The organism is Microcystis sp. BLCC-F210 (genome assembly GCF_042134685.1).
Taxonomy (GTDB): domain Bacteria; phylum Cyanobacteriota; class Cyanobacteriia; order Cyanobacteriales; family Microcystaceae; genus Microcystis; species Microcystis aeruginosa_D.
This window is the reverse complement of record NZ_CP169647.1, coordinates 1,190,758-1,215,012: the sequence shown is the minus strand read 5'-3', so window position 1 is coordinate 1,215,012 and position 24,255 is coordinate 1,190,758. Positions and strand designations below refer to the sequence as shown.

The following is a 24,255-nucleotide window of genomic DNA, read 5'->3' as shown; positions in this document are numbered from 1 at the left end:
ACCTAGGCTAATTAACGAGAGATCAAAGAAGATTTGAGAGCAAAAATTTTCTCGATCACCTCTTCTACCACCTTATCAGGAGTGGAAGCACCGGAAGTCACTCCGACGATAATTTTTCCCTCATTTAACCAGTTATCAGTGATGATTAAATCGCCACCTAAAGGTTTATGTTCGATGCGATTACTAGGGAGAATACGCTCGGCACTATCGATATGATAGGAGGGAATACCACGCTCGATCGCTATTTCCTGTAGGTGAGTGGTATTAGAGGAATTATAACCACCAATTACCACCATTAAAGAAAGCGGTTCTTTCACCAGTTCAAACATAGCATCTTGACGCTCTTGAGTGGCATCACAGATGGTATTAAAACTCATAAAATGATCTTTAAAATTGATCGGTCCGTACTTTCTCAACATAGTATGCTCGAAAAGTTTGCCAATTTCCTCAGTTTCACTTTTCAGCATCGTGGTTTGATTGGCAATACCGATATAATCCAGATTGCGATCGGGATCGAAACCCGGGGAATGGGCATTTTTAAACTTCTCTAAGAACTCATTTTTATCGCCACCGTGGAGAATATAATTAGCGACATAATTAGCTTGAGCCAAATTTAAAACAATTAGATAGGTGCCGGCAAAAGAGCTAGTGGCGATCGTTTCTTCGTGATTATATTTCCCGTGAATAATCGAAGTGTGGTCGCTTTTTTTGTGTTTTTCCACGGAATTCCACACCTTAGAAACCCAAGGACAAGTGGTATCCACAATCATGCAACCCTTGTCGTTAAGGATTTGCATTTCCGAGGCACTGGCCCCAAAAGCAGGTAAAATCACCACATCCCCCGATTCCACCACAGTAAAGTCTTTTTGGCCATTTTCCATCGGAATAAAACCCACGGCCATGGAACGCAGACGCTGATTAACCGAGGGATTGTGAATAATTTCGTTAGTAATCCAGAGACGTTCCTGGGGAAAATGTTGACGAGTTTCGTAGGCCATAGCGACAGCGCGTTCTACCCCCCAACAAAAACCAAAAGCTTGAGCGAGATAGATCGTCACGTCACCCCGTTGTAAACGATAATTATTTTCACGAATTTCTTGGATCAGGTCGCTTTGATACTCATTGGTCATCGCATCCATCACTTCGTCCTTATGACCGAATCCCTTGCGGTTATATTTATCCGATTGCTGTAAGGTGCGTTTAAAGGATTTTGTATCCATGATTCTCTGATAGGGGTATTGGTGGCGCTAAATTGGGCGAGACAGTAGCTTGCCATATATTTAAAATACCCTATCTAGTCAGCCAGGGGAGTCTTTAGAGACGAGAGAGAAATTCCTCGTCGATATCGTAACCAAACTGTTGAGCGAAAAATTTTAAGCGAGATAAAGCGGGAATTTGCTGACTTTTCAGCCAATCAGACAAAATAAAGATTTTTTGCATCACAAAAATCTCTAAAGCTTCGGGGTTATATTGAATTCCTTCCCCGCGATGGAATTGATGGGGAACCAACATAGCAGCATAGCGAGCGATTTCTCCATGTTTTGGGTCAAGAATAAAGATTAACCAAGGATAAACCGCATCTAAACGCAGAAACCACAGCCTAACTTCTGGTATCTCTGATAATTCCCGCACATCACCCTCCGCACGAGGATAATCTATCTCTAATTGTAGAGCTTGTTCCAGTTTGGCGATCGCTGCTTGCGACTGATAATCTTGAATAACAGTCTCTAAAGATGAGAGATCGAGATTTTGAATCTGATTGGGTTTAAGAGCAATTTTGACAGTCATAAGGGCAAATAAAAGGTTATATCGGGTGAAATGACAGTTTTTTATCCTTAGATTGATAATGATCTATCTCAGAATATACTCTCGTTCGGGACAAAAAAACTAAGTTTGACTATTCTGCTTCCAAGTGGGGGACAAAATGAAGTAAGGTAAAAAAGCTGTGCCTATAACCGAGACTATGAGCGTTGAATGGCAATCCGTAAAAACTTACGAGGATATTCTTTACCATAAATGGGGGGGAATCGCCAAAATTACCATTAATCGCCCCCATAAGCGTAATGCCTTCCGTCCGAAGACAGTTTTTGAGCTTTACGACGCTTTCTGTGATGCTCGCGAGGATGCCCGCATTGGGGTAGTATTGCTCACGGGTGCAGGTCCCCACAGCGACGGCAAATATGCTTTTTGTTCCGGCGGCGATCAGACGGTGCGCGGTCAGGCGGGTTATATTGGCGATGATGGCGTACCCCGGCTCAATGTGCTGGATTTACAGAAATTAATTCGCTCTATCCCCAAGGTAGTTATCGCGCTGGTGGCAGGTTATGCGGTCGGGGGCGGTCATGTTTTACACTTGGTTTGTGATTTAACCTTAGCAGCGGATAACGCCATTTTTGGCCAGACCGGTCCGAAAGTGGGCAGTTTTGACGGCGGTTTTGGCTCTAGTTATCTGGCCAGGGTAGTGGGTCAGAAAAAAGCTCGCGAGATTTGGTTTCTCTGTCGGCAGTATAACGCCCAACAAGCTCTGGCAATGGGTTTGGTTAACCATGTCGTCCCGGTGGCGGAATTAGAGCAGGAAGGGGTTAAATGGTCTCTAGAAATTCTCGAAAAAAGTCCCTTGGCGATTCGTTGCCTAAAATCGGCTTTTAATGCTGATTGTGATGGTCAAGCGGGTTTACAAGAGTTGGCGGGTAATGCCACTTTACTCTACTATATGACCGCCGAAGGAGCCGAAGGTAAACAGGCTTTCCTCGAAAAACGTCCCCCCGATTTTAGTCAATATCCTTGGCTGCCCTAATCAGTGATCAGTAAACAGTAATCAGTAATCGGTGGGAAGTTGGGGAGAAAAAAGCTGACGGCTGATAGCTAAAAGCTTGGCTGCCGCTTCAGATTCAGGCTCGCAGGCTATCTTCTCGCTGAAATTGCTATTAAAATTTCAATGCCATATATATATCTTATCAATTGAATAATATTCAATCAGAAATATTGAACTTAATAAAAATTGCTTGACAGATTAAGTAAAAATACTTATCATCGTTTCACATCGGCTTACAACAACTTCATATCACCATGAAAAAACTCCCTGCATTAGGTGTTGCATTGGGCGTCAGTTTAGCATTGCTTAGTAGTGCCAAAGCAGATGCGGCTATCGTCAGTTACGAAAGCGAGTTTTCTCGCTTTTTGCCTTCTACTTTTAAGCCTGGCGATACTTTTGATTTAAGTTTCAGAATTGATAATTCTCGAAGACCAAGACCAATTCGTATTCACAAGATCATATATATTGTTGTGACTCCTCGGGGGAAGATAATAATTACATTGTTCTTTGAAAAATTGTCATCACAATCCTCTTCTAAATTTACAACTCCCCCTGGCGCGATCCCAGCAGATGGTATTGATCTGACCTTAGCTGGTTCCAATGCTTTTGCTATAACCAATGGCTTTGTACCCTTTAACTTCAAAATTACCCGTTCAGATATACTAGCTGCCTATTTATCCTTGTCATTGGACACAGATGGTTTAGTTGCAGGGGATGGGTTTGTTGCTTCTCTTAATTTAAACGGAAAAAGCATCGGTTCACAAGCCTTTGAACCTGATTTAAACGTTATAGAAAATATCGGTATCGCTTCACAAGCCTTTGAACGTTTGGACACCTCTGAACGTTTGGACACCGCTGGTTTAGTTGCAGGGGATGGGTTTGTTGATTCTCTTAATTTAAACGGAAAAAGCATCGGTTCACAAGCCTTTGAACCTGATTTAAACGTTATAGAAAATATCGGTATCGCTTCACAAGCCTTTGAACCTAATTTAAACGCAAGAAGTATCGGTATCGCTTCACAAGCTATACCAGAGCCTAGCACAGTGTTGGCAATTTTAACTCTTGGTGGTGCCATGGCCACATTCAAGAAAAAATCTCGGCCTTTAGGGATGAAAGATTCCCAAGATAATGCCGCCTAACGCGATTTTTCACAAGCAATGGCAGAGATGGTTAATTGCTCTCGCCCTCTCCCAGAAAGGGAGAGGGCGACGAATAAAGAAAAATGCTATTAATACTCCCTACTCCCACTGATCACTGATAAGCTATGCTAGTTTAGAGAGAGTAGTTAGGTTCGGTAGCAGCATTGGTTTCAAACAGAAGTGGTTTTTCCCTGATGGCCTTGACTGGGTTGTATCCGATCTCCTTCTCGAAATGGCTGTGATATTGGGAGACAATCCATGACGATTTACGTTGGTAATCTGGTTTATGAAGTCACGAAAGAGGACTTGCAGGGCGTATTCGCTGAATACGGCACGGTTGTTCGCGTTTACTTGCCCGTAGATCAAGCAACGGGTAAAATGCGCGGTTTTGGTTTTGTGGAAATGTCCTCCGATGAGGAAGAGGCAAAAGCGATCGAAACTCTTGACGGGGCCGAATGGATGGGACGACAGATGAAAGTCAACAAAGCTCGTCCCAGAGAAGATAATTTTGGTGGTGGTGGCGGCGGTGAGCGGAAAAACTTCGGGCGCCGCGAACGTTAAAGATATTCTTGTAAAATTCCAGAAGCGGTTATCACAAATAACCGCTTTCCTATTGATAATTAATCAATCTGCGTTTGTTTTCTAACATCCTAATACTCCATAGGGATATTTCATCGTTTTGACGAAAAAAGCCAACGGACGCGAGGATATCCGTTCGTCCATAGATTCATAGATAGGAAAAATCAAGATTTGATTCGCACCTACTCCTGTCCACCTTATTTGTTCTGATTTTCCCATCATCATCCAACCGCTGCCATAAACTTTGACAAAAAATGAAGATAGCAATCATCACAGCAACTCCCCAAAATGTCAAGCTCGGAAGTGGTACTTTCGTCACCAATATCCATCTGACTAACGAGTTACGCTCCCAGGGTCATATCGTTGATGTCTTCTCGCCAACCAAAGCATCGGGGCCGTTAGGCTATATGACGCATCGTTTTCTTTGGAATTGGCGACTCGATCCCCGTCGCTTTGACCACTATGATGTGGTGGTGGGTTACGATATGGATGGTTACGCCATAAGCGATCGCCTGAAAGTCCCTTTTATCGTTTATATTCTTGGTATTATTGCCGATGAAGCTACCTTTGAGCGGGGTTGGGTGCGAACTTCCTTAGAATTGATGGCAAAGGCCGAGAAAGTGAGCGTCCATCGTGCGGATCTGGTCGTCTCTATCAGTGAGTATTCGCGTACTAGACTCAAGCAACTTTATCAGTATGATGGCAATATCGAAATTGTTCACTCTCTAATTGATCTCAAAGGTTGGGATGCAGCGGTCGCCTCAGTCAAGTATGAGGAAAGAAACGGCGAGCAGAGGAGGCCGACTGTGTTTTGTGTCGGTGTCCAGTATCCCCGCAAAAATGTTGCCACTTTGATCCGCGCCGCCGCAATTCTCCGCCGTCAAATACCTGATGTAGAGGTACGAATTGCCAGCAAAGGTCCTGAATGGAATAATTTACGCCGTCTGGCACAAGAACTCAATTTAGAGCAAAATGTTACTTTTCTCGGCTATCTTTCCTATCAAGAACTAATTCAAGAATATCTTGATTGTCAAGTTTTTTGTTTACCTAGTCTGCAAGAAGGATTTGGCATAGTTTTTGCTGAAGCTATGGCCAGTTATAAACCGATTGTCGCCAGTCGTTCTTCCTCGACACCAGAGTTGATTGAAGATGGTGTACAAGGTCTATTAGCCCATCCCTTAGATGCTGAAGATTTGGCCAGTAAATTAGCAGAAGTGCTTCTCAATCCAGAAAAAGCTCGTTCCTTAGGGAAGGCAGGTAGAGCAAAAGTTTCAGAATTTGATGCGCCGATTATTGCCCAACGTTTCAGTCAGTTATTAACCAATTTTCTGGAAAAATAGATTAACTTTGAGAATAAAAGTTCAACTACTAACGCACAGCGTATAAATGGAAAATATCCACGAATGTCAAAGGTAGTAATTCTCTTTTTTCTAGTTGAACTTTGAAGCCATTGTCTGCCAGCATTTGGCTTATTTGCTTTAAGCGTCCCTTTTTATCGTGAATTTCAGCCACTATTTGCTTAATTTTTGGCCAGTCTTTAGCTTCGATGCTTTCAAATACTTCGTATTCTTCTCCTTCCACGTCAATTTTCAATAAATCGATTGAGTCAATACCGAGTTCATTAATTACGGAAGATAGAGTTCTTACTTCACAGGCTACTTGTTCTTTTTCTTGGAAAAACTCTTCAAACAAATTTTCTATTTTTTGGGAATTCTGATCGACTTGAATATCTTCTAATTCAGCCAAGGTATCCTCTGGCTTTGTGGTTGAATTAGCAGACATATTAGGATAAAAAGTAAAGATTTTTGCTGGGTTATTCTCTGAACTTAATCCACAGTTAAATAAAACAACATCCTCTAAAGAATGCAAATGAATATTTTTTTGCAAAACCTCAAAAGTTGCCTTGATTGGCTCAAAGGCGAAAACTTTTGCTGTTGGTTCAACTCCCTTGACAAAAATAGAGAATAGACCGATATTAGCTCCAACATCAAAGATCACATCGCCTTCTTTGATGACGATATTATGGCCTTCATATTGCCTTTCAGTAAATATTTCCGAAAAAATGTATTCTGTTTCCTCTTTGCTACTACTGTAGTAACATTCCAATCCATTAGAAAAAGTAATTTTTTTGGCTATCACCGTTGATGTATATTTGTAATCTTGGACAAAATTATATTAACACCATGAATCCCTCACCGTCAAGAATCAGGTAATAAGCCTTCTTTTTAGGTAGGAGAATTGTCAGATTCTGTCTTTTGCCTGTTGCCTTCAAAAGCTGATAACTGATAACTGAAATGACGGACTTAAGCCACCTTTTTCCGTGACTCAAGGATGGGGTGAATAATTGTCCAGGCTAGGACGATAATTAAAGCCAAGATACCAAAACGAGCCATAGAACTAACTAACTGGTGCAAGGGGAACAAACGGCCTAAAAAGAAAGATAATGTCACCATAATCGTCGCCCACACCGTCGCCCCACCCAGATTACAGAGGAAAAAGCGACCGTAGGGCATTCGGGCAATTCCCGCCATGGGACCTGCAAAGATTCTTAACAAAGCCACGAAACGACCGAAAAAGACCGCCCGGGGTGCATTTTTACTAAATTGATCCTTGGCTAATTCTAGTTTTTGAGGCGAAATCCGAAAGAATTTGCCAACTTTTAACAAAAACGGCCAACCTCCAGCGCGACCGAGCCAATAGCCAAAATTATCGCCCAAAACTGCTCCTGTAATTGCGCTGACTAAAACTAACCAATAGTTTAAATCACCGCTACCGGCAAGGAAGCCGCCGACAATGGTGATGGTTTCTCCTGGGATAGGAATCCCGGTATTTTCGAGGGTGATACCGATAAATACTGCCCAGTATCCGTATTGGTGGGCGATTTCTTCAATATTTTCTAGGGATAATAGCTCTAGGGACATGGAGCGCTTTCTTAACAAAGGTTTACGAATATTCTAAGATATTTTTACAGTATTTAACCGTGGCTGAACATGACTTTTCCCAGTATTGATTTATTAGCAATTCGTCGGGGTGAGATAAAAGATCTAGCGGGCATGAACTTGTCAGGGGCTGATTTAGCGGGTGCAGACTTAGCAGGGGCGAATTTACGCGCAAATTTGCGCGGTGCTGACCTGACAGGGGCAAATTTAAGGGGAGCAGATTTTCGTAATGCCGATTTACGCGGGGCAATTCTCCTTGATGCGATCATGACTGGGGCAAGTTTGGCCGGCGCTTTTTTAGCCGGGGCGGTTTTTAATCATCTAGATTTGTCTGGGGTGGATTTTCGCGGTATCGATGGCCGGGGAGCGAGTTTTGTCGGGGCGATTTTAACCCAAGCGGATTTTACTAGCGCTAATCTGTCTGGGGCAGATCTGTCAGCTACCGATTTAGAGGAAGCAATTTTTTTCGGGGCGATTTTACGCGGAACAAATTTTACTGATGCCAATCTTCTTTGTGCTAGTTTAGCCTCGGCAGTAACCACGGGGGCAATTTTCGATCGAGCTTGTTTAGAAGGGACAGGATTAACCTAAGTAGGTAGTCGTTAAAAATTATCAGACACCCCCCTTATCAAGGGGGGACTAAGGGGGGATCGGCACCCCCCTTATCAAGGGGGGACTAAGGGGGGACTAAGGGGGGATCAGAGGCAAAATCTATCTTCAATTTAATTATAACTACTTACTTAAATGGCTGATAGATAAAAGAAGATGAGTTTCTAATCAGTTGCTATCTACCTCCACGTCTCCAGCTATTCTGAACCATTTAACCCCTTTGCTGCCTTGGGTCTTCCTCTTGGTCAAATTGATCAAGTTTTTGCCATCCTCCACCAGAAAATTTAGTTTAATTGTCTGGGTAATCAGTGCAGTTATTGAAGAATTTTTCCCAACCAATTAGGCAATCAACCTAGTTCCTTAAGGGAACCTAGAAGGAAAGATTATGCACAAAAATGATAGGATTGATTGATACCTAGCTGCCGTTAATAGCCATCGATGAGACCTTTACGCCAACTTTATCGCTATTTAAGTTTATTTTGCCTATGTCTTCTTCTGACTGTGGGCTGTCAGTCCACTAATTCCAATTTACCCCAAGGGAATAGCGATCGCCTGATAATTGGGACAACCCTAAAACCACGCTCGCTCGATCCTGCCGATAGTTATGAGTTAGCGGGACTTTTTATTATTTATAATCTCGGTGAAACTCTCTACACCTACGCCGAAGGAACCACTAATTTAAAGCCTCTCCTAGCCACGGAATTACCCAAAATTAGCCCCGATGGTTTGACTTATACTATCCCAGTACGTCGAGGAGTTATCTTTCATGATGGCACGGTTTTTAACGCAGAGGCGATGAAGTTTTCCCTAGAAAGATTTATTAAAAATGGTGGCGAACCTTCCTTTCTGCTCCGGGATACAATTGATAACATCACCGCCAGCAAAGAAGACGAAATTACTATTAAATTAACCAAACCTTTTGCTGCCTTTCCCGCTCTTTTAGCTTATCCCGGAGCCTGTGCAGTTTCACCCAAATTTTATCAAATTGGCGAGGGTAAATTTAAACCTGAAGAATTTATCGGCACAGGACATTATCGATTAAAAGCAGTTACTAGCGATTCTTTTAGTTTAGAAGCCTTTGATCGCTATTGGGGAGAACCAGCCAAAAATAAGGGAGTTAATGTGCAAATTTATCTCTCCAATCCTGCCAATTTATTTAACGGTTTTCAGACGGGAGCGGTGGATATTGCCTATCAATCTTTACTGCCTCCTCAAGTGAGAAAATTACGCACAGAAGCAGCCCAGGGAAAATGGCAAGCGATCGAATCTTCTGGGTCAGCAATTAACTTTATGAGCGTCAATCTCAAAAGTGAACCCACCGATAATATTTTAGTGCGACAAGCAATTGCTTCTCTAGTAGATCGAGATTTACTTAATGATCGCATTTTACAAGGTCAAGGCATCCCTCTTTTTAGTCTCATTCCTACTACTTTTTCCGAGTCACAACCGGTGTTTAAAGAGCGCTATGGCAACCATAATATAGAACAAGCCAAACAATTACTAAAAACTGCTGGTTATAGTCCAGAAAACCCCGCAATTGTAGAAGTTTGGCACTCCTCGGGATCGATCACTTCCAGCAGCGTGGCAGCAGTGATGAAAGCTCTAGCAAAACGGGATTTAGATAATATGATTCAATTTGAACCCAATAGTATTCTAGGAGCAGCCTTTTTTCGTAATATTAGCCGGGGACTTTATACCACTGCTCTATCTAATTGGTATCCCGATTTTTTGGATGCAGATAACTACATTTATCCCTTTTTAGATTGTGCTAAAGGTTCTCCAGAAACTGGCTGCGAAGAGGGAGGATCCCAAAGTCAAGGCTCATTTTTTTATAGTCAAGAAATGAATGAATTAATTGCCCAATCCCGTCGGGAAAGTAACCCAGCCAAAAGAAGGCAAATTTTTGGTAAAATTCAAGAAATTCTCGCCGATGAAGTTCCTTATATTCCCCTTTGGCAAACCAAGGAATACGCTTTTGCTCGTCATGGCATCACGGGAGTTATCATTAATCCCAGTCAAACTTTTCCCTTTTGGACAATCGCCAAAAAACCCTGATAATTAATTATTAGAAGTCAGCCTTGAATCAGTTATCAGATGTGAGTTTACTGTTTACTGTTTACTGTTTACTGTTCACTGACAAAACTCTCCACTCCCTAATTCATAATTACCTTCCCCATTTTCCTATGAAACTAACAGCAATGTCCTTGAATATTCGCTACGATAAACCCGATCCTGATGAGCGTAATTGGCGAATAAGAAGGGAAGCAGTAGCGGCTTTAATTGCTCACTATTCTCCTGATATAATTGGTACTCAGGAAGCTCGCGCTAATCAATTATTAGATTTACACCGTCTATTGCCAAAATACCAAAGTTTAGGATGCGATCGTAGAGGTACAGGATTAGATGAACATTGTGCGATTTTATATCAACCAAGTCGGTTAAAATGTTTAGAAATATACGAATTTTGGCTATCAGAAACTCCCGATATCATTGGCAGTATCACTGAAGCTTGGGGTAATCGTTATCCCCGCATGGTAACGGGGGCTAAATTTAGCACTCTTGAGGGGCAAACTTTGCAGTTTTATAACACCCATCTCGATTACTATAGCGACAAAGCTAAGGACTTAGGGGCTAAGTGCATACAGGAGCATTTTTGTCAACTAGATTTAACAAAAGATTACCTATTTTTAACGGGGGATTTTAATGTTAATTCTCAGCAATTACCCCGTCAGATTTTAACTCAACCTCTCCAGTCAGAAATTAAATTAAAGGATGCTTTAGCCGATTTGGAATTATCAGAACAAATGAGCTTTAATAATTACACCGATACCCCTTATTTAGCCATCGATACCATTTATTATGATAGCCGTTTGCAGTTAGATTGGGCAAAAGTCGATCGTTCTCGTTGGTTGAATCTTATTCCTTCCGATCATTATCCTGTAATTGCTGCTTTTACCTTGCCATAAAAATAGATTATTTTTGTATTTAGCAAATATATAGAGGGTAAAAGTTTTAGCACACTTTGTTGATTTGATGGTTAAACTTGTTCAGTGTTTTCAACAGGAAAAAACTCAAGAACTGCTATTTTTGCCGCTATTATCGAAGCAATTCTGTTTATTTTGCTCTGGGGATTAGTTACCAATTATCTGTTTATTTGATTAATTCCACTCCATCTTTACCGTCAATCTCTTGTAGATAAACTTTTACCTGTTCCTCGGCTGCAGTGGGGAGTTTTTTGCCCGTAAAATCCGGGTGAATTGGTAATTCCCGATGACCACGATCAACGAGGACTAATAAGCGGATTTTTTGCGGTCTGCCATACTCAATAATAGCATTAAAAGCGGCGCGGATTGTGCGACCTTTGTAGATAACATCATCGACTAAAATCACAGTTTTTCCCGTGACATCTAGGGGCATTTTGGTTTTAGCAGGAGTGCGGGTTTTAATGCGATCGAGATCGTCGCGATAGAAGGTAATATCGATCGCTCCCACGGGAACTTTTACCCCTTCTAAGCTCTCAATTTGACTAGCAATTAAATTAGCTAAAGGCACTCCTCGCGTGTAGATACCGATCAAAATCAAGTTATTTAAATCGCCACTTTTTTCGATAACTTCGGAAGCTAAACGGGTAATAGTGCGACGAATTTCGTCAGCCGAGAGAATTTCAATTAACTGTGAGGTCATAATTTTCCAAAACAAGGTGGGATAGGGAAATTGTTATAGTAATGGTCTTTTTTACTTTTTCTTTTTTCCTTTAAAACCATCTCTATCATTAAAGAATATAATTGTTTTCATCTACTTATTTTACCTCGATCGCTCATGAGTGATGAATTATTGCAAAAATCTGCCCTAGAATTAGCCCAACTGATTCGCACTAAACAAATCTCCCCCCTAGAATTAACCCATTTATACCTCGACAGAATTGAAAAATTTGACAGTCAAATTGGTAGTTTTGTCCATGTCGCCGGGGAAAGCGCCCTAGCCACCGCCAGCACCCAAACGGAACAATTAAGTCAAATCACCGATACTGCCGAATTACCGCCTTTTTTTGGAGTTCCCACCGCCATTAAAGACTTAAATGCCGTCGCTGGAATGCCGGTTAGTTACGGAGTCGCCGCTTTACAGGGAAATATCGCCCAATACGACGAAGGAATCGTCACCAGAATGAAAATGGCGGGTTTTATCCTTCTGGGCAAAACCGCCACTTCCCAGCTAGGTTCCTTTCCCTACACCGAAAATCCGGGTTTTTTGCCAACTCGTAACCCCTTCAACCGCAATTATACCGCAGGAGGTTCCAGTGGCGGCGCGGCGGCGGCGGTAGCGGCGGGTTTCTGCCCGATTGCCCAGGGTTCCGACGGTGGTGGGTCCATTCGTACTCCGGCGGGTTGTTGCGGTTTGGTGGGGATAAAACCCAGTCGTGGGCGCGTTTCCTATGCCCCAGTGGGGGAATTTCAAAGCGGTATCGCCACTAACGGCACTCTTTCTAAGACGGTGGCAGATGGGGCGGCGCTGCTTACCGTGATTTCGGGCTATACGACGGGCGATCCCTACTGGCTACCCGATCCGCCCTTTTCTTTCCTAGAAGCCACTCAGAGAGGCGTAAAACCCCTGAGAATCGCTTTTTCTACTTCCATATCCCCCTTCGGTGAGGCGGCTTCCGTTTATAAAAATGCTGTCCTCGCTACGGCTAAAATTTTAGAGGGTATGGGGCATCATTTAACCGAATATTCCCCCGATTTACAGGCTTTAATCGCTCCTTTTCGCTGTATTTGGCAAGCGGGAACGGCAGCGACAGGAATTCCCAAGCAGTTATTAAGTCCCCTTAACCAATGGTTATTAGAGAATTCTGGCAGCGCGGGGGAGTACCTGCAAGCAGTCCAGCAGATGCACGTTATTTCGAGGCAAATTGTGGCGATGTTTGATAATTTTGATGTCTTACTTTTGCCCATTTTCCTACATCAACCTCCCGGAATTGGTGAGTGGGAAAATTTACCACCGCAAGAAGCGGTTGACAGAATGATTCGTTGGATTGCACCTTCTCCTATTGCTAATGCGAGTGGTTTACCTGCGATTGCTTTACCCACAGGAGTGGATAGTCAGGGTTTACCTGTGGGAATTCAGTTAGTGGGTAAACCTGCTGATGAAATCACTTTGTTAGGTTTATCGGCACAATTAGAGGCAGCTAATCCTTTCAGTTTGACTGCTAATTTTAACTAGCAAGACTTTCGGTAAATTGGGGAATAGAAGCGATAAGCTTACGGGTGTAATCGCTTTGGGGAGAGTTGATAATTTCGTTAGCTGTACCAATTTCCTCAATTTTACCTTTATTCATCACCATAATTCGATCGCTCATAAATCTGACAACACTTAAATCGTGGGAAATAAAGATATAAGTTAGATTAAATTCCTGCTGTAATTCTTTGAGTAAATTTAAGACTCCCGCTTGCACAGAAACATCTAAAGCAGAGACAGATTCATCACAGATAATAAACTGAGGATTTAAGGCTAAAGCGCGAGCAATACAAACCCTTTGTCGTTGTCCTCCCGATAATTGATGGGGATAGCGATCGAACCAATTAGGATCAAGTTTAACTCGTTCTAATAAATATTCTACTCGTTGCCGTCGCTTTTGGGAATTGCCGCCGGTATGATGAATAATCATCGGTTCTAAAATTGCTTTACCAATGGATAAACGGGGATTTAGGGAGTTGTAGGGATTCTGAAAAACTATCTGTAATTCCCGGCGTAGTGATCTTAATTTTGGCTCACTGGGGTTTAATTTAGCGAGATTTTCTCCTCGGAAATAGATATTTCCAGAAGTGGCAGGAATTAAGCGCAGAATTGTCCTTGCTAAGGTGGATTTTCCGCAGCCCGACTCACCGACTAAACCGAGGGTTTCCCCCTGTTTAACGGCAAAACTGATCTGATCTACGGCATTAAAAAAGGTCTTTACTTGCCCGAAAACTCCCTTAACTGGAAATCTAACGGATAAATTTTCTACTGATAAAATATTCTCGTGATGTTGTAAACCTTCGATTCTGCTTTCTTCTTCTTGGAGAGTAATAAATTTAACTGCTGGTGGAGTAATTTCCTGTAGTTCAATAATCTTACCTTCGGAGTCTTTTTCCACTTGTAAAAAATCGCTGACGGTGGGCAATTTTTCGGGACGAGAGTTTAAGCGGGGACGACAGGCAAGTAAACCTTTTGTGTAGGGATGTTGGGGATAATTTAATACTTCTTCTTTAGTTCCCTGTTCGACAATTTCTCCTTGATACATTACGACAATTTGATCGGCAATTTCGTTAATAACTCCTAAATCGTGGGAGATAAAAACCATCGACATTTCTCGATCACTTTTACATAAATCGCGTAATAATCTTAATATTTCTGCTTGGACAGTCACATCTAAAGCGGTGGTTGGTTCATCGGCAATTAATAGGGTAGGATTACAAGAAATCGCCATGGCAATCATTACCCTTTGTAATTGTCCCCCCGATAATTCGTGGGGATAACGCTTGAGAATTGCCTCTTTTTGTTCCTGAATATAAGTTCTAATTTTTTCCCTGACATGACCCTTATTTTCTAAGGGAAAAGTTTCTATATACTTCTCCTCTAACTGTTCATCACTGGGTAATAAGCGCACTTCTTGCAGTAGAGAGATGGCTTGATTTTTTGCCTGTTCAGTGCTGACTTTTTGATGCAGTAAAATGGCTTCGGTAATTTGAAACTCGATGTTATACACTGGATTAAGAGAACTCATGGGTTCTTGGAAAATCATCGCCATTTCTCCCCCGCGATAATAACGCAATTCTTCCGGAGGAATAGATAATAAATCTACTGCTTGCATTGACTGACCTTTTGCCGGACGAAAGCAAATTTCTCCCCCGGTAATTTTCCCCGGAGAGGGAACCAATCCCATGAGTGCGAGGGAGGTGACAGATTTTCCTGAACCCGACTCCCCCACACAACCGAGAACTTGACCTTTCTGCAAGCTAAAACTAATGTTATTAACGGCGACTGTTGTTCTTTTCTGATTGGAAAATTCAACGGTGAGATGGTGAACGTCGAGAATTTTGTTATCCATAGGTCTTTAAACAGAAAGACAGATTCGATTTACTTATTAAATATAGCTTTTTCTGTTCCCAGTCGCTGGGTGCAATTAATTGGTAGATAGCTGGGGGAATCTCCCTTGCAAGAGAGAATTTTGGCTCTCTTATTCTTTGTGTGATAAGTTTAACTTATATAGTAGTGATCGATCTCTGTGTCCTTTGTGTCTCTGTGGTTCCTTCCACTCGGTCTCGCGTAGCGAGCGCGTTGCGACCGCCAGCAGGACTGTATCTTAGAATACATTTTACCCACCAAACCCAAGAGAGCCGAATTTTTCGGCATTAAGAATATTTTCGTCCCTCAGCGATCGCCATTTACCAGAGACTGGTGATTTTTTTAAAGAAATATTTTTCTTTTCTGTCTCCCCTTTGGGATTACACTGGTAATTGAGAATAATTAGCATTTATTATAGCGATCGCAATTCTGAGACAGTTCAAAAACCGTTGACTGAGGCTGACGTTAGCGCAGTTCTCACCTTTTGGCTACTTCAGTAAACTCGATGAGCTATCAAGAAATTATTGTCACTCTTGAATGAAAGACCTTCATTACCTTTGGAGATAAGAAAAGCATGGACGATAAAATTAGAGCTAATGAACCAGAAAAACCAGAAAACTGGCAAAAAGACGACCAATTCTCCTATTGGGGCGGTACAGAGGCAGAATTAGATAATGTCACTCCCCGGGGTAATGACTTGGCTGCCACTTATCCTTTAGCACAAGTGGAAATGGGAAAAACCGTCTGGTTAGCGGGATTTCAGGGGACGGGAGGGATTAATCGACTACTAGGTATGGGATTAAACCCCGGTATTCAATTACAGGTCATTAGTTCCCAACCAAGGGGGTCAGTTTTAATTGCCATTCAAGACAATCGTATTGGTATCGGGGCAGAAATGGCCGAAAAAATCCTCGTTAGTGACAGTCAACCGAAAAAACTGGAACCCAAAAAAGACCTACCTGAAGTAAGAACATTTCTGCGGGAGATACCCATAGGAAAAGCGGGTAAAGTCGTCGGTTATGACCGAGCATTACGAGGATACAAAGGAAAATTGTTATCAATGGGATTAACTCCGGGGACAGAGTTTACCGTCATTCGTGTGGCACCTTTGGGGGATCCTGTCGAGATTCAAGTGCGGGGATTTCATCTCAGTCTGCGTAAACAGGAGGCAGACGCTTTAATCGTCGAAGAAATAGACCCAGAAAGCTAAATTTAATCATCTCAGCTTATTCGTCACTTAATATCCTAAATTATGGTCAAACCGATTATCGCCTTAATTGGCAATCCTAACTGTGGCAAAACTACCCTTTTTAATGCTCTCACAGGGGCCAATCAACGGACCGGCAACTGGCCGGGAGTAACAGTCGATCGCAAAGAGGGACGATTTCAAGTTAACGGGGAAGATATCACCCTTGTGGATTTACCCGGAGTCTATTCCCTCGATGTGGAAGAAGGGGAAACGGGAATGGATGAATTAGTCGCTAGGGACTATCTGCTGTCAGGAGAGGCGGATTTAGTGATTAATATCGTCGATGCTTCTAATTTAGAGCGGAATCTCTACCTGACTACCCAAATCATGGAGATGCGTTTACCGATGTTGATTGCCCTAAATATGATGGATGTGGCCAAAACTAGGGGTATTCTGGTTAATCCGCAACTCTTAAGCGTTCGCATGGATGCAATTGTCGTGCCGATTAGTGCGGTTAAAGGGGAAGGAATCGGAGAATTAAAGCAAAAAATTGGGGAATTAGTCAGTAATATTAGCCATACTGCCGCTTATGTCGCTTATCCTGCGGTAATTGAGGAAGCTCTTAACGAGATTGTTGCCTACATTGACGACCATAGCAGTAAAAGGATCGTTGAGCCAAGATGGACTGCTTTAAACCTACTGCAATACGAGGATCGCATCGCCCCAGAATTGCGCTCCCAGGAACTATTAAGCATTATCGTCAAGCATAGACGACAAATACACCAAGTTTTAGGGGAAGACCTTGATATTTTAATTGCTGATACTCGTTATGGCTTTATTCAACAAGTTACCCAGGGAGCCACTCAACGGACTGGACAGATAAATGATACCATGTCTGATCGCCTTGATCGGATTGTTCTCGATCGCTGGTGGGGAATTCCGATATTTTTGGGCGTAATGTACCTAATGTTCTTGTTTACCATCAATGTTAGTGCTGCCTTTATCGATTTCTTCGATTTAACTGCCCAGACTATCTTTGTCGATGGTTTTGCCCAAGTTTTACAAACAATCCATACCCCGGGTTGGCTAATTGCTCTGCTCGCTGATGGGGCGGGGGGAGGTGTGCAAACCGTCACCACTTTTATCCCCGTAATTGGCTTTATGTTCCTCTTTTTGTCAATTTTAGAGGATTCTGGCTATATGGCCCGGGCAGCCTTCGTCATGGACCGATTGATGCGTTTGGTGGGATTGCCGGGTAAATCCTTTGTTCCCATGCTAGTGGGATTTGGTTGCAATGTGCCGGCAATTATGGCCACCAGGACTCTGGAAAATTCTCGCGATCGTTTAATGACGATTATGATGAACCCTTTTATGTCCTGTGGGGCCAGATTACCTGTTTATGCCCTATTTGCGGCGGCTTTTTTCCCCATAGGTGGTCAAAACATCGTTTTTGGTCTTTACATCTTAGGAATTCTCGCCGCTATTTTGACGGGATTGGTGATGAAAAAAACCCTACTCAAGGGAGAAGTCAGTCACTTTATTATGGAATTGCCTCCCTATCATCTACCGCGTCTAAAAGGGGTTTTAATTCGCACTTGGGAACGTCTGCAAGCGTTTTTATGGAAAGCTGGACGAATTATCGTTTTAATGGTGATGATTTTGGGACTACTCAACTCCGTCAGTTTTGATGGTTCTTTTGGTAATCAAGACAGCGAGCGATCGGTTTTAAGTGCCACCAGTAAAGCTGTAACTCCTATTTTCTCACCCATGGGACTAGAGCAGCAAAATTGGCCGGCAACGGTGGGCATTTTTACGGGAGTTTTTGCCAAAGAAGCGATGGTAGGCACATTAAACTCAATTTACAGCCAACTAGCGGGGGAAGATAACCCTAATCAGGGGGTAGCAGCCAAAAAATTCGACTTTTGGGGGCAAATTAAGGCAGCTATCGCCACTATTCCCGCCAATTTAGCGCAATTACCCAATCAATTACTTGATCCCTTGGGTTTGAATATTGGTGACCTGCAAGATCAAAAAACGGCTGCCGAGAAGCAAGAGGTAGATTTAGGAATCTTTGGAGCGATGGCGAAAAGATTTGATGGTCAAGCGGGTGCTTTTGCCTATCTTTTGTTTGTTCTGCTCTATTTTCCCTGTGTTTCGGCCACATCGGCCGTATATCGCGAAACTAATGCCGGTTGGACTGTTTTTATTGCCCTCTGGACCACAGGAATGGCCTATATTGTTGCCACTTCCTTCTATCAAATCGCCACTTTTTCTCGACATCCGGGATTTTCTCTCTTTTGGATAGTCTTGATGGGTTTAACCGTAGTCGGGGTTTTATTCACCTTAAAAAATCTCCCTCCCCGAAAAATCAACCGTCCCGCAATTTAATTTCAGTTATCAGTGGTCAGGTTTTGGGGTTTTAGGGTTTTGGGGGTTTAGGGTTTTAGTTAAAATTTCCCCACTTCCCCACTTCCCCACTCCCCACTCCCCACTGGGAGCATCTCACTTACGCGATGAGTAATTATACTTAGCCTAAAAGCCACTCTTAATCGTGTCTTGGAACGAAATAGAGGCTTTTAAAGACCGCGTACATGGAGAATTAAAACAAGAATTACCCTCGAAAAGCCTATTTTTCTACTAAGTATTTATGCTTATTGCAAAGTTGAGATGCTCCCTCCCCACTTCCCCACTTCCCCATTTCCCATTCCCCCAACTTTATTTGAAAAGATGATTTTAACCGATATACAGGCTTATCTTGCCAAAAATCAGAAAGCATCTCTGGCTGACTTATCCAAACACTTTCGGATGTCAGCGGATGCCCTAAGTCCCATGCTCGATCGCTTGCTAAAAAAAGGGCGAATTCGTCTGATTTCCCTAGAAAAATGCGGAGGATGCAGCCGTTGTTCCCCGGAATCTATGGCTTTTTACGAATGGATTGAGGGCAATTCCACAGGAGCAAACAACTAAAAGTTTAATACTACAGAGGTGATCTCACCATTAAGATAACTGCTCTATTATCAGTCGCTTTCAACTGGGATAGTTAATTTCTGGCGAGGAACCAAAGTCACTCAACCCGCAGAACCTCAAAGTTGTATAATCTTTAAGAGTTATTAAGCTTTGTGTCAGTTTGCCCAGCAGGATTGAATGAATATACTTTTGGTGACATCATCTTTAGGGTTACTCCTAGCGATCGCTATCGTCGTCTATTTTGTTTCCTCTCGCAAGTACCAATCGTCGGACTCGGTGGCCAATTCCTACGACCAATGGACCGAGGACGGCATTTTAGAATATTATTGGGGGGAACACATCCATTTAGGTCACTACGGTTCCCCACCAGAAAAAAAAGACTTTCTAGCGGCAAAAGCCGACTTTGTGGCGGAAATGGTCTCTTGGGGAGGTTTGGATAAACTACCCGCCGGTGCAACTCTCCTTGATGTCGGTTGTGGTATTGGTGGCAGCAGTCGCATTCTGGCCCGCGACTACGGATTTGCCGTTACCGGTGTCACCATTAGTCCCAAACAAGTGGCACGGGCCAAAGAACTAACACCCCCAGATTTAAATGCTCGCTTTTTGGTCGATGATGCCATGGACCTTTCTTTTCCTGACGAGAGTTTTGATGTGGTCTGGTCAATTGAAGCCGGTCCCCATATGCCGGACAAAGCCGTTTTTGCTGGGGAATTACTGCGAGTTCTCAAACCAGGGGGAGTCCTGGTGGTAGCGGACTGGAATCAGCGAGATGACCGTCAAAAACCGCTTAATTTCTGGGAACGTCCCGTCATGCGCCAACTTTTGGATCAGTGGTCTCACCCCGCTTTTGCCAGCATCGAAGGTTTTGCCGAACAGTTAGCGGCCACGGGATTGGTAGATGGGGAAGTGATGACTGCTGACTGGACAACAGCCACTCTACCCTCTTGGATTGATACCATTTGGCAGGGGGTGATTCGTCCCCAAGGTTGGTGGCAATTTGGTCTAACTGGGTTGCTTAAATCCGTCCGAGAAGTGCCGACAATTCTGCTGATGCGTTTGGCCTTTGGCACGGGTTTATGTCGTTTTGGGATGTTCCGCGCTGTTCGCGCTCAATCCCATCTGCAACCAAGTCAGCAAGAGTCTCTTACCTCAGTTATGTAGGGTTTGCTGAATAAATCTAAAAATCTTATTGGGTAAGACTTTTGGACTTTTTTTTCCTCAAAAAGTCCCAACCATTGGAGTGATCGGGGGGAAAATTCCTGGACTTTTTCCCTGAAAATTAGGTAATTGACCCCCTCAAAATCGATAAAACCCCACACCCCACAGGAAAAACTTTTTGCCACAAACCCTAACTAGAGGCAATCCAATTAATTATTGATCGGGTTGTGGGGAATAGTAGGAGTTTTGATTAGTGACGATCGAGCTTGGAGAGATAGGCCACTTTTGATAATTTGTTTGAGAATTGGTCGGCCTAATTTGACCGCAGCTGGCAGCACAACCGCACCGATAACAATTGTTCCCAAACCAAAGAGAGCCGTTCGATCTCCTGATTCGTGATCTTCGATAATTTCTTTGAGATGAAAAGTCAGAATCGATTTATCCCAGTGAATAATCGCCATAGGTTTATCTCCTAATAAGGATGAAATTGGGTGTCAGCAGAAGGTAAAACAATAATATGTCCTCCCGCACGAGAAATCAGACCTTGTTGCTCGAATTCATTGATGAGTCGGGTAATGCTCACTCTGGTCATCCCGACCATTTCGGCTAATTCCCGATGAGTGAAACGGATATCGATACGCTGGCCCGTTTCTGCGGGACGACCGAACTTTTGCGATAATTGAATTAGAGTTTTCAGAAAACGCAGCCTAGGCCGATCGCGACGCAGGGAACAGAGCCAATGCTCAGTTTGTTGAACGTGACGACAGAGAGCCGAGGAAAGACTGCTACCCCGTTCAAGAGGAAGACAAGTAGCTTCAACGCTAGTGCAGCACTGCATCTCGTAGGGTTGAATCTGCGATAGGGGACGGCCGACCACATCATTTTCTCCCCAATAGCCGAGGATGACGATTTCTCCTTCCTCATCCCACGTCATCACCTTAACCACACCGCGATTGATTAACCAAAGAGCATCCAGACGCGAGGGTAGGGGGTCACGGGGTTGAAATAGACGAGTGACGAGAGGTTCCCGCATAAGTACCACCGCTAGTAGAATTACCTTCCCCTCTAATTATTGCATGATTTTCTCAATAAAATCAACAGGGATATTCCAGAAAAATTTCCTCCAACTGATGGGACTTACCAAAGATGAGCTTCCTTATACCCCTCATTCAAAGCTGTCAACAGCCAAAGACCAAGATTTCACCTCGAAATATCCCCTCGATCGAGACTGAGAATGATCGCAATTAGCTTTCAACCAATTGATAATTATTTGCAACTGTGTGATAATGAAGTTATAATATTTCCCCCGCAACCATGAATAGTCCCCCCGAAAAACTCCTTTACTGCCCACCTCTCTCCTCTGGGGAAAGACGGGAAGTCTATTATCGTCTTCTTTCCCTTGGTATTTGCTGTCAATGTCCAATGTACTCCCCCCTGACGGTGCAGATCGAGTCACCCTACGATTTAGTTCAGCTTTTGGGTGTGTTGCGTTCTCTCCATTGCTCTAGAGGGGAATTAATTCAATTATTGAAAGATTGCTGGCGCTTAGAAGTTAGCGGTGTCGATCATTAATTAGGGTTGGCTGAATAAATCTAAAAACCTTGTTGGGTAAGACTTTTAGACTTTTTGTCAATCAAAAAGTACCAAATATGGGAGTGATTGGGGGGAAAATTCCTGGACTTTTTCCCTGAAAATTAGGTAATTGACCCCGGCGGTTCGACAAGCTCACCGTCCACTCGACTGAGCGTTCGACTGAGCTCACGCCGAAGTCTCGCCGAACGTCCTCAAAATCAGTAAAACCCTACACCCCACACCCTGCCTCCACCAACAAACTTTTTGCCGCAAACCCTAATTATGACGATTGCCATCATAATGAATTCTCGCCCCGGCCCATTGCAATTTTTCCTGTAGAGTCTGATAAAAAGAATAACTTTCCCGCAGGATGATAAATTGGGCGAATTTTTCGGCTTTAGTAACTCCCACCCATTGCCCGGGCCAAATGGAAGTGGCTAAAGCACCATCCATCCAAAGTTTAGTATTTAATTCGTAGTCTCCTAGGGGCCAAATACTAACCAGAGATGCTGGGGGAATGACAATCGGCCGACTGGAGAGACTCAAGGGACAAATCGGGGTGACAGCGATCGCTTCCATGCCGGGGTGTATAATCGGACCATTAGCGGAAGCGGTGTAACAGGTGGACCCCGTGGGAGTAGCCACTAATAAACCATCGCCTTGGTACTGATCTACTACTTCCCCGTCCACTTCGATTTCGAGGATCGAGGTGGGCATCCTATCGATACTAGCGGGTTTCACACACATCTCATTCAGGGCATAAAATGCCTCGCTCACTGGCTGCGGGTTTCTTTTATCTCCTTCATAGATTCTGGCCATTAACATCATCCGTTGTTGTACCGCATAGCGATCGGATTGTAAACGCTCCCAGACCGTCTCTGTATCTTGAAAAATCTCCAAAGGTTCCGTTAAAAATCCCAGATGGCCGCCAACATTCACCGCTAAAATTGGAATGTCTTCGTGAGCTAAATAGCGAGCGGCGGCTAAAATGGTTCCATCTCCCCCCAAAACGATGGCAAGGTCGATTTTTTCCGATGCTGAGGCTAAAAATACCGGATAGGGATTATCTTTAAAGCCACTGGGTCCCATTAAAACTTTACACTGACGGGCTTCTAACTGTTTAGCGCATTTTTCCGCCCATGCTTTACTTTGGGGATGGTTGGCCTTATGAGCGATGATGACTTGTTTTAACTGCACAGAGTTGAGACCTTTTTCGGAGGTTCTATATTTTTAACAATAGCAAGACTGGACAGATCGGGTGACAAGTAAAAAGTAAAAAAGGGGTTGGGAGATGGGGAAGTGGGGAAATGGGGAAATGGGGAAGTGGGGAAGTGGGGAAGTGGGGAAGTGGGGAAGTGGGGAAGTGGGGAAGTGGGGAAGTGGGGAAGTGGGGAAGTGGGGGAATTTCAACTAAAACCCCAAAACCCCAAAACCCCCCGCAACGCGCACGCAGTGACCACCCCATCTCCTGCCTCATCTCAACCGGCAATTTAAATACTTAACAGCTTATAATTGTATTAAGATGTGTAACAGTTCTCTGGCAAACTCTTGACAAAGGATAACAAATCTGCTCTACCAAAAAACAGGAAAGGTTTTATTTCTATGACATTAATTCAAACCGCCCAATTATCCCTAGAAACTTTGGCTTTAGCCTTTTTTAAGCAGACAGAAGGACGCTGGCAATCCCAGAGACGTTATTACACCCTCACCCAAGAAACGGAACCCCAAGAAGTTATCAGCGCCATCGAGATTAAATATTTACCCCAGGGCAGCGAACCATTAATTCAACTGGCCCGTTTACATAATCTGGAAGATACAACTTTATTAGGTGGCACGGAAGTGACTTGGCAAAGTAATTATCTCCGTCCCCAGAGTAAAAAACCCTCCAACGGTTCCACTATATTCGGTATTTTAGATAATATTCTCTATCGCGATCGGGGATTTGCGACGGATAAACCCGTTAGTGCCATTTATACCTTTCCTAACCCCTCTACTCTCTGTCTGAGAACAGAATACGCCGGTTCTGTCTTTGAAGAAGAAATTAAACTTATCGGTCAACAATATCGCACTCGACAAACTATTATCTCTCGCGCCGGTCAAGAATTGATGATCGGTCAATATCTGGAAAAACGGGTCAATTAGTCAAAAAAATGGCGGCTATTGCCATAATTTTGAATTTTATCCTAG

The 24,255-nt window shown here is 43.3% G+C and carries 26 protein-coding genes; 15 read left to right on the top strand and 11 right to left on the bottom strand.

Going from position 1 to position 24,255, the window contains the following annotated elements:
- Window positions 1–11: 11 nt before the first annotated feature.
- Both ACE3JL_RS05845 and ACE3JL_RS05840 read right to left on the bottom strand, forming a co-directional pair.
- Complete coding sequence (locus ACE3JL_RS05845) at window positions 12–1,220, bottom strand: 4-hydroxy-3-methylbut-2-enyl diphosphate reductase (protein ID WP_271991160.1); 1,209 nt, start codon at window positions 1,218–1,220, stop codon at window positions 12–14.
- A 94-nt stretch (window positions 1,221–1,314) separates the two neighbouring features.
- Window positions 1,315–1,788 carry a CRR6 family NdhI maturation factor gene (locus ACE3JL_RS05840; RefSeq protein WP_271991158.1) on the bottom strand — a complete coding sequence of 158 codons (474 nt, stop codon included), beginning with the start codon at window positions 1,786–1,788 and terminating at the stop codon, window positions 1,315–1,317.
- A 175-nt stretch (window positions 1,789–1,963) separates the two neighbouring features.
- Between ACE3JL_RS05840 and menB the strand changes: the two genes are divergently transcribed.
- From menB to ACE3JL_RS05820, 4 genes are all read left to right on the top strand, one after another.
- Window positions 1,964–2,797, top strand: coding sequence for a 1,4-dihydroxy-2-naphthoyl-CoA synthase (gene menB / locus ACE3JL_RS05835; RefSeq protein ID WP_271991164.1), 834 nt, complete (start codon window positions 1,964–1,966; stop codon window positions 2,795–2,797).
- 272 nt (window positions 2,798–3,069) lie between these two features.
- Entirely contained in the window at window positions 3,070–3,954 is an 885-nt protein-coding gene (locus tag ACE3JL_RS05830) for a PEP-CTERM sorting domain-containing protein (RefSeq protein WP_110579382.1), read from the top strand.
- Between the two features lie 258 nt (window positions 3,955–4,212).
- On the top strand, window positions 4,213–4,515 hold the full coding sequence (locus ACE3JL_RS05825; RefSeq protein WP_004161448.1) for an RNA-binding protein: 303 nt from the start codon (window positions 4,213–4,215) through the stop codon (window positions 4,513–4,515).
- Between the two features lie 272 nt (window positions 4,516–4,787).
- A complete protein-coding gene (locus ACE3JL_RS05820) occupies window positions 4,788–5,873 on the top strand; it encodes a glycosyltransferase family 4 protein (protein ID WP_271991155.1) in 1,086 nt (361 codons plus the stop codon).
- A gap of 28 nt (window positions 5,874–5,901) precedes the next feature.
- On the opposite strand, the gene ACE3JL_RS05815 is transcribed toward ACE3JL_RS05820, so the two are convergent.
- Together ACE3JL_RS05815 and ACE3JL_RS05810 are read right to left on the bottom strand one after the other, a co-directional pair.
- A complete protein-coding gene (locus ACE3JL_RS05815) occupies window positions 5,902–6,672 on the bottom strand; it encodes an FkbM family methyltransferase (RefSeq protein ID WP_271991151.1) in 771 nt (256 codons plus the stop codon).
- 164 nt (window positions 6,673–6,836) lie between these two features.
- Window positions 6,837–7,454, bottom strand: a complete 618-nt coding sequence (locus ACE3JL_RS05810; RefSeq protein ID WP_271991162.1) for a DedA family protein — start codon at window positions 7,452–7,454, stop codon at window positions 6,837–6,839.
- 69 nt (window positions 7,455–7,523) lie between these two features.
- Here ACE3JL_RS05810 and ACE3JL_RS05805 point away from each other — a divergent pair, with 69 nt between their 5' ends.
- The 3 genes from ACE3JL_RS05805 (at window position 7,524) to ACE3JL_RS05795 (ending at window position 11,047) form a co-directional block, all read left to right on the top strand.
- Complete coding sequence (locus tag ACE3JL_RS05805; RefSeq protein ID WP_271991148.1) at window positions 7,524–8,063, top strand: pentapeptide repeat-containing protein; 540 nt, start codon at window positions 7,524–7,526, stop codon at window positions 8,061–8,063.
- A gap of 456 nt (window positions 8,064–8,519) precedes the next feature.
- Window positions 8,520–10,136 carry an ABC transporter substrate-binding protein gene (locus ACE3JL_RS05800; protein WP_271988629.1) on the top strand — a complete coding sequence of 539 codons (1,617 nt, stop codon included), beginning with the start codon at window positions 8,520–8,522 and terminating at the stop codon, window positions 10,134–10,136.
- A 128-nt stretch (window positions 10,137–10,264) separates the two neighbouring features.
- Window positions 10,265–11,047, top strand: a complete 783-nt coding sequence (locus ACE3JL_RS05795) for an endonuclease/exonuclease/phosphatase family protein (RefSeq protein ID WP_271988628.1) — start codon at window positions 10,265–10,267, stop codon at window positions 11,045–11,047.
- Window positions 11,048–11,231: 184 nt separating this feature from the next.
- Here ACE3JL_RS05795 and pyrR read toward each other — a convergent pair whose 3' ends face one another.
- A complete protein-coding gene (pyrR, locus tag ACE3JL_RS05790; RefSeq protein WP_002769862.1) occupies window positions 11,232–11,765 on the bottom strand; it encodes a bifunctional pyr operon transcriptional regulator/uracil phosphoribosyltransferase PyrR in 534 nt (177 codons plus the stop codon).
- A 135-nt stretch (window positions 11,766–11,900) separates the two neighbouring features.
- Here pyrR and ACE3JL_RS05785 point away from each other — a divergent pair, with 135 nt between their 5' ends.
- A complete protein-coding gene (locus tag ACE3JL_RS05785; RefSeq protein WP_271988626.1) occupies window positions 11,901–13,298 on the top strand; it encodes an amidase in 1,398 nt (465 codons plus the stop codon).
- On the opposite strand, the gene ACE3JL_RS05780 is transcribed toward ACE3JL_RS05785, so the two are convergent.
- Window positions 13,291–15,165 (bottom strand): ABC transporter ATP-binding protein, encoded by a 1,875-nt coding sequence (locus tag ACE3JL_RS05780; protein WP_271988625.1) that lies wholly within the window; start codon window positions 15,163–15,165, stop codon window positions 13,291–13,293. The genes ACE3JL_RS05785 and ACE3JL_RS05780 overlap by 8 nt on opposite strands.
- Window positions 15,166–15,432: 267 nt before the next feature.
- On the bottom strand, window positions 15,433–15,591 hold the full coding sequence (locus ACE3JL_RS05775) for a hypothetical protein (RefSeq protein WP_271988624.1): 159 nt from the start codon (window positions 15,589–15,591) through the stop codon (window positions 15,433–15,435).
- Window positions 15,592–15,756: 165 nt separating this feature from the next.
- Between ACE3JL_RS05775 and ACE3JL_RS05770 the strand changes: the two genes are divergently transcribed.
- From ACE3JL_RS05770 to ACE3JL_RS05755, 4 genes are all read left to right on the top strand, one after another.
- Window positions 15,757–16,392, top strand: coding sequence for a FeoA family protein (locus ACE3JL_RS05770; protein WP_002742205.1), 636 nt, complete (start codon window positions 15,757–15,759; stop codon window positions 16,390–16,392).
- A 42-nt stretch (window positions 16,393–16,434) separates the two neighbouring features.
- A complete protein-coding gene (gene feoB / locus ACE3JL_RS05765) occupies window positions 16,435–18,759 on the top strand; it encodes a Fe(2+) transporter permease subunit FeoB (protein WP_375329040.1) in 2,325 nt (774 codons plus the stop codon).
- 339 nt (window positions 18,760–19,098) lie between these two features.
- Complete coding sequence (locus ACE3JL_RS05760) at window positions 19,099–19,338, top strand: FeoC-like transcriptional regulator (RefSeq protein WP_271988620.1); 240 nt, start codon at window positions 19,099–19,101, stop codon at window positions 19,336–19,338.
- A 177-nt stretch (window positions 19,339–19,515) separates the two neighbouring features.
- Window positions 19,516–20,499: a methyltransferase domain-containing protein gene (locus ACE3JL_RS05755; protein ID WP_375329039.1), complete on the top strand. Its 984-nt coding sequence runs from the start codon at window positions 19,516–19,518 to the stop codon at window positions 20,497–20,499.
- Here the strand turns inward: ACE3JL_RS05755 and ACE3JL_RS05750 are convergent.
- Genes ACE3JL_RS05750 through ACE3JL_RS05740 form a run of 3 tightly spaced genes read right to left on the bottom strand, consistent with a single transcriptional unit; the run spans window position 20,469 to window position 21,529 of the window.
- Entirely contained in the window at window positions 20,469–20,657 is a 189-nt protein-coding gene (locus tag ACE3JL_RS05750) for a hypothetical protein (RefSeq protein WP_271988631.1), read from the bottom strand. The genes ACE3JL_RS05755 and ACE3JL_RS05750 overlap by 31 nt on opposite strands.
- Window positions 20,658–20,705: 48 nt before the next feature.
- On the bottom strand, window positions 20,706–20,957 hold the full coding sequence (locus ACE3JL_RS05745) for a hypothetical protein (RefSeq protein ID WP_002742221.1): 252 nt from the start codon (window positions 20,955–20,957) through the stop codon (window positions 20,706–20,708).
- 11 nt (window positions 20,958–20,968) lie between these two features.
- Window positions 20,969–21,529 carry a Crp/Fnr family transcriptional regulator gene (locus tag ACE3JL_RS05740; protein WP_002742223.1) on the bottom strand — a complete coding sequence of 187 codons (561 nt, stop codon included), beginning with the start codon at window positions 21,527–21,529 and terminating at the stop codon, window positions 20,969–20,971.
- A 281-nt stretch (window positions 21,530–21,810) separates the two neighbouring features.
- Here ACE3JL_RS05740 and ACE3JL_RS05735 point away from each other — a divergent pair, with 281 nt between their 5' ends.
- Entirely contained in the window at window positions 21,811–22,068 is a 258-nt protein-coding gene (locus ACE3JL_RS05735) for an Asr1405/Asl0597 family protein (RefSeq protein ID WP_375329038.1), read from the top strand.
- A 276-nt stretch (window positions 22,069–22,344) separates the two neighbouring features.
- On the opposite strand, the gene ACE3JL_RS05730 is transcribed toward ACE3JL_RS05735, so the two are convergent.
- Window positions 22,345–23,265, bottom strand: a complete 921-nt coding sequence (locus ACE3JL_RS05730) for an NAD(+) kinase (RefSeq protein WP_271988618.1) — start codon at window positions 23,263–23,265, stop codon at window positions 22,345–22,347.
- 102 nt (window positions 23,266–23,367) lie between these two features.
- Here ACE3JL_RS05730 and ACE3JL_RS05725 point away from each other — a divergent pair, with 102 nt between their 5' ends.
- Both ACE3JL_RS05725 and ACE3JL_RS05720 read left to right on the top strand, forming a co-directional pair.
- The gene (locus tag ACE3JL_RS05725) at window positions 23,368–23,562 is read left to right on the top strand and encodes a hypothetical protein (protein WP_375329036.1); all 195 of its coding nucleotides are present in this window, start codon (window positions 23,368–23,370) and stop codon (window positions 23,560–23,562) included.
- Window positions 23,563–23,670: 108 nt separating this feature from the next.
- Entirely contained in the window at window positions 23,671–24,210 is a 540-nt protein-coding gene (locus tag ACE3JL_RS05720; RefSeq protein WP_002738011.1) for a phycobiliprotein lyase, read from the top strand.
- Window positions 24,211–24,255 lie beyond the last annotated feature (45 nt).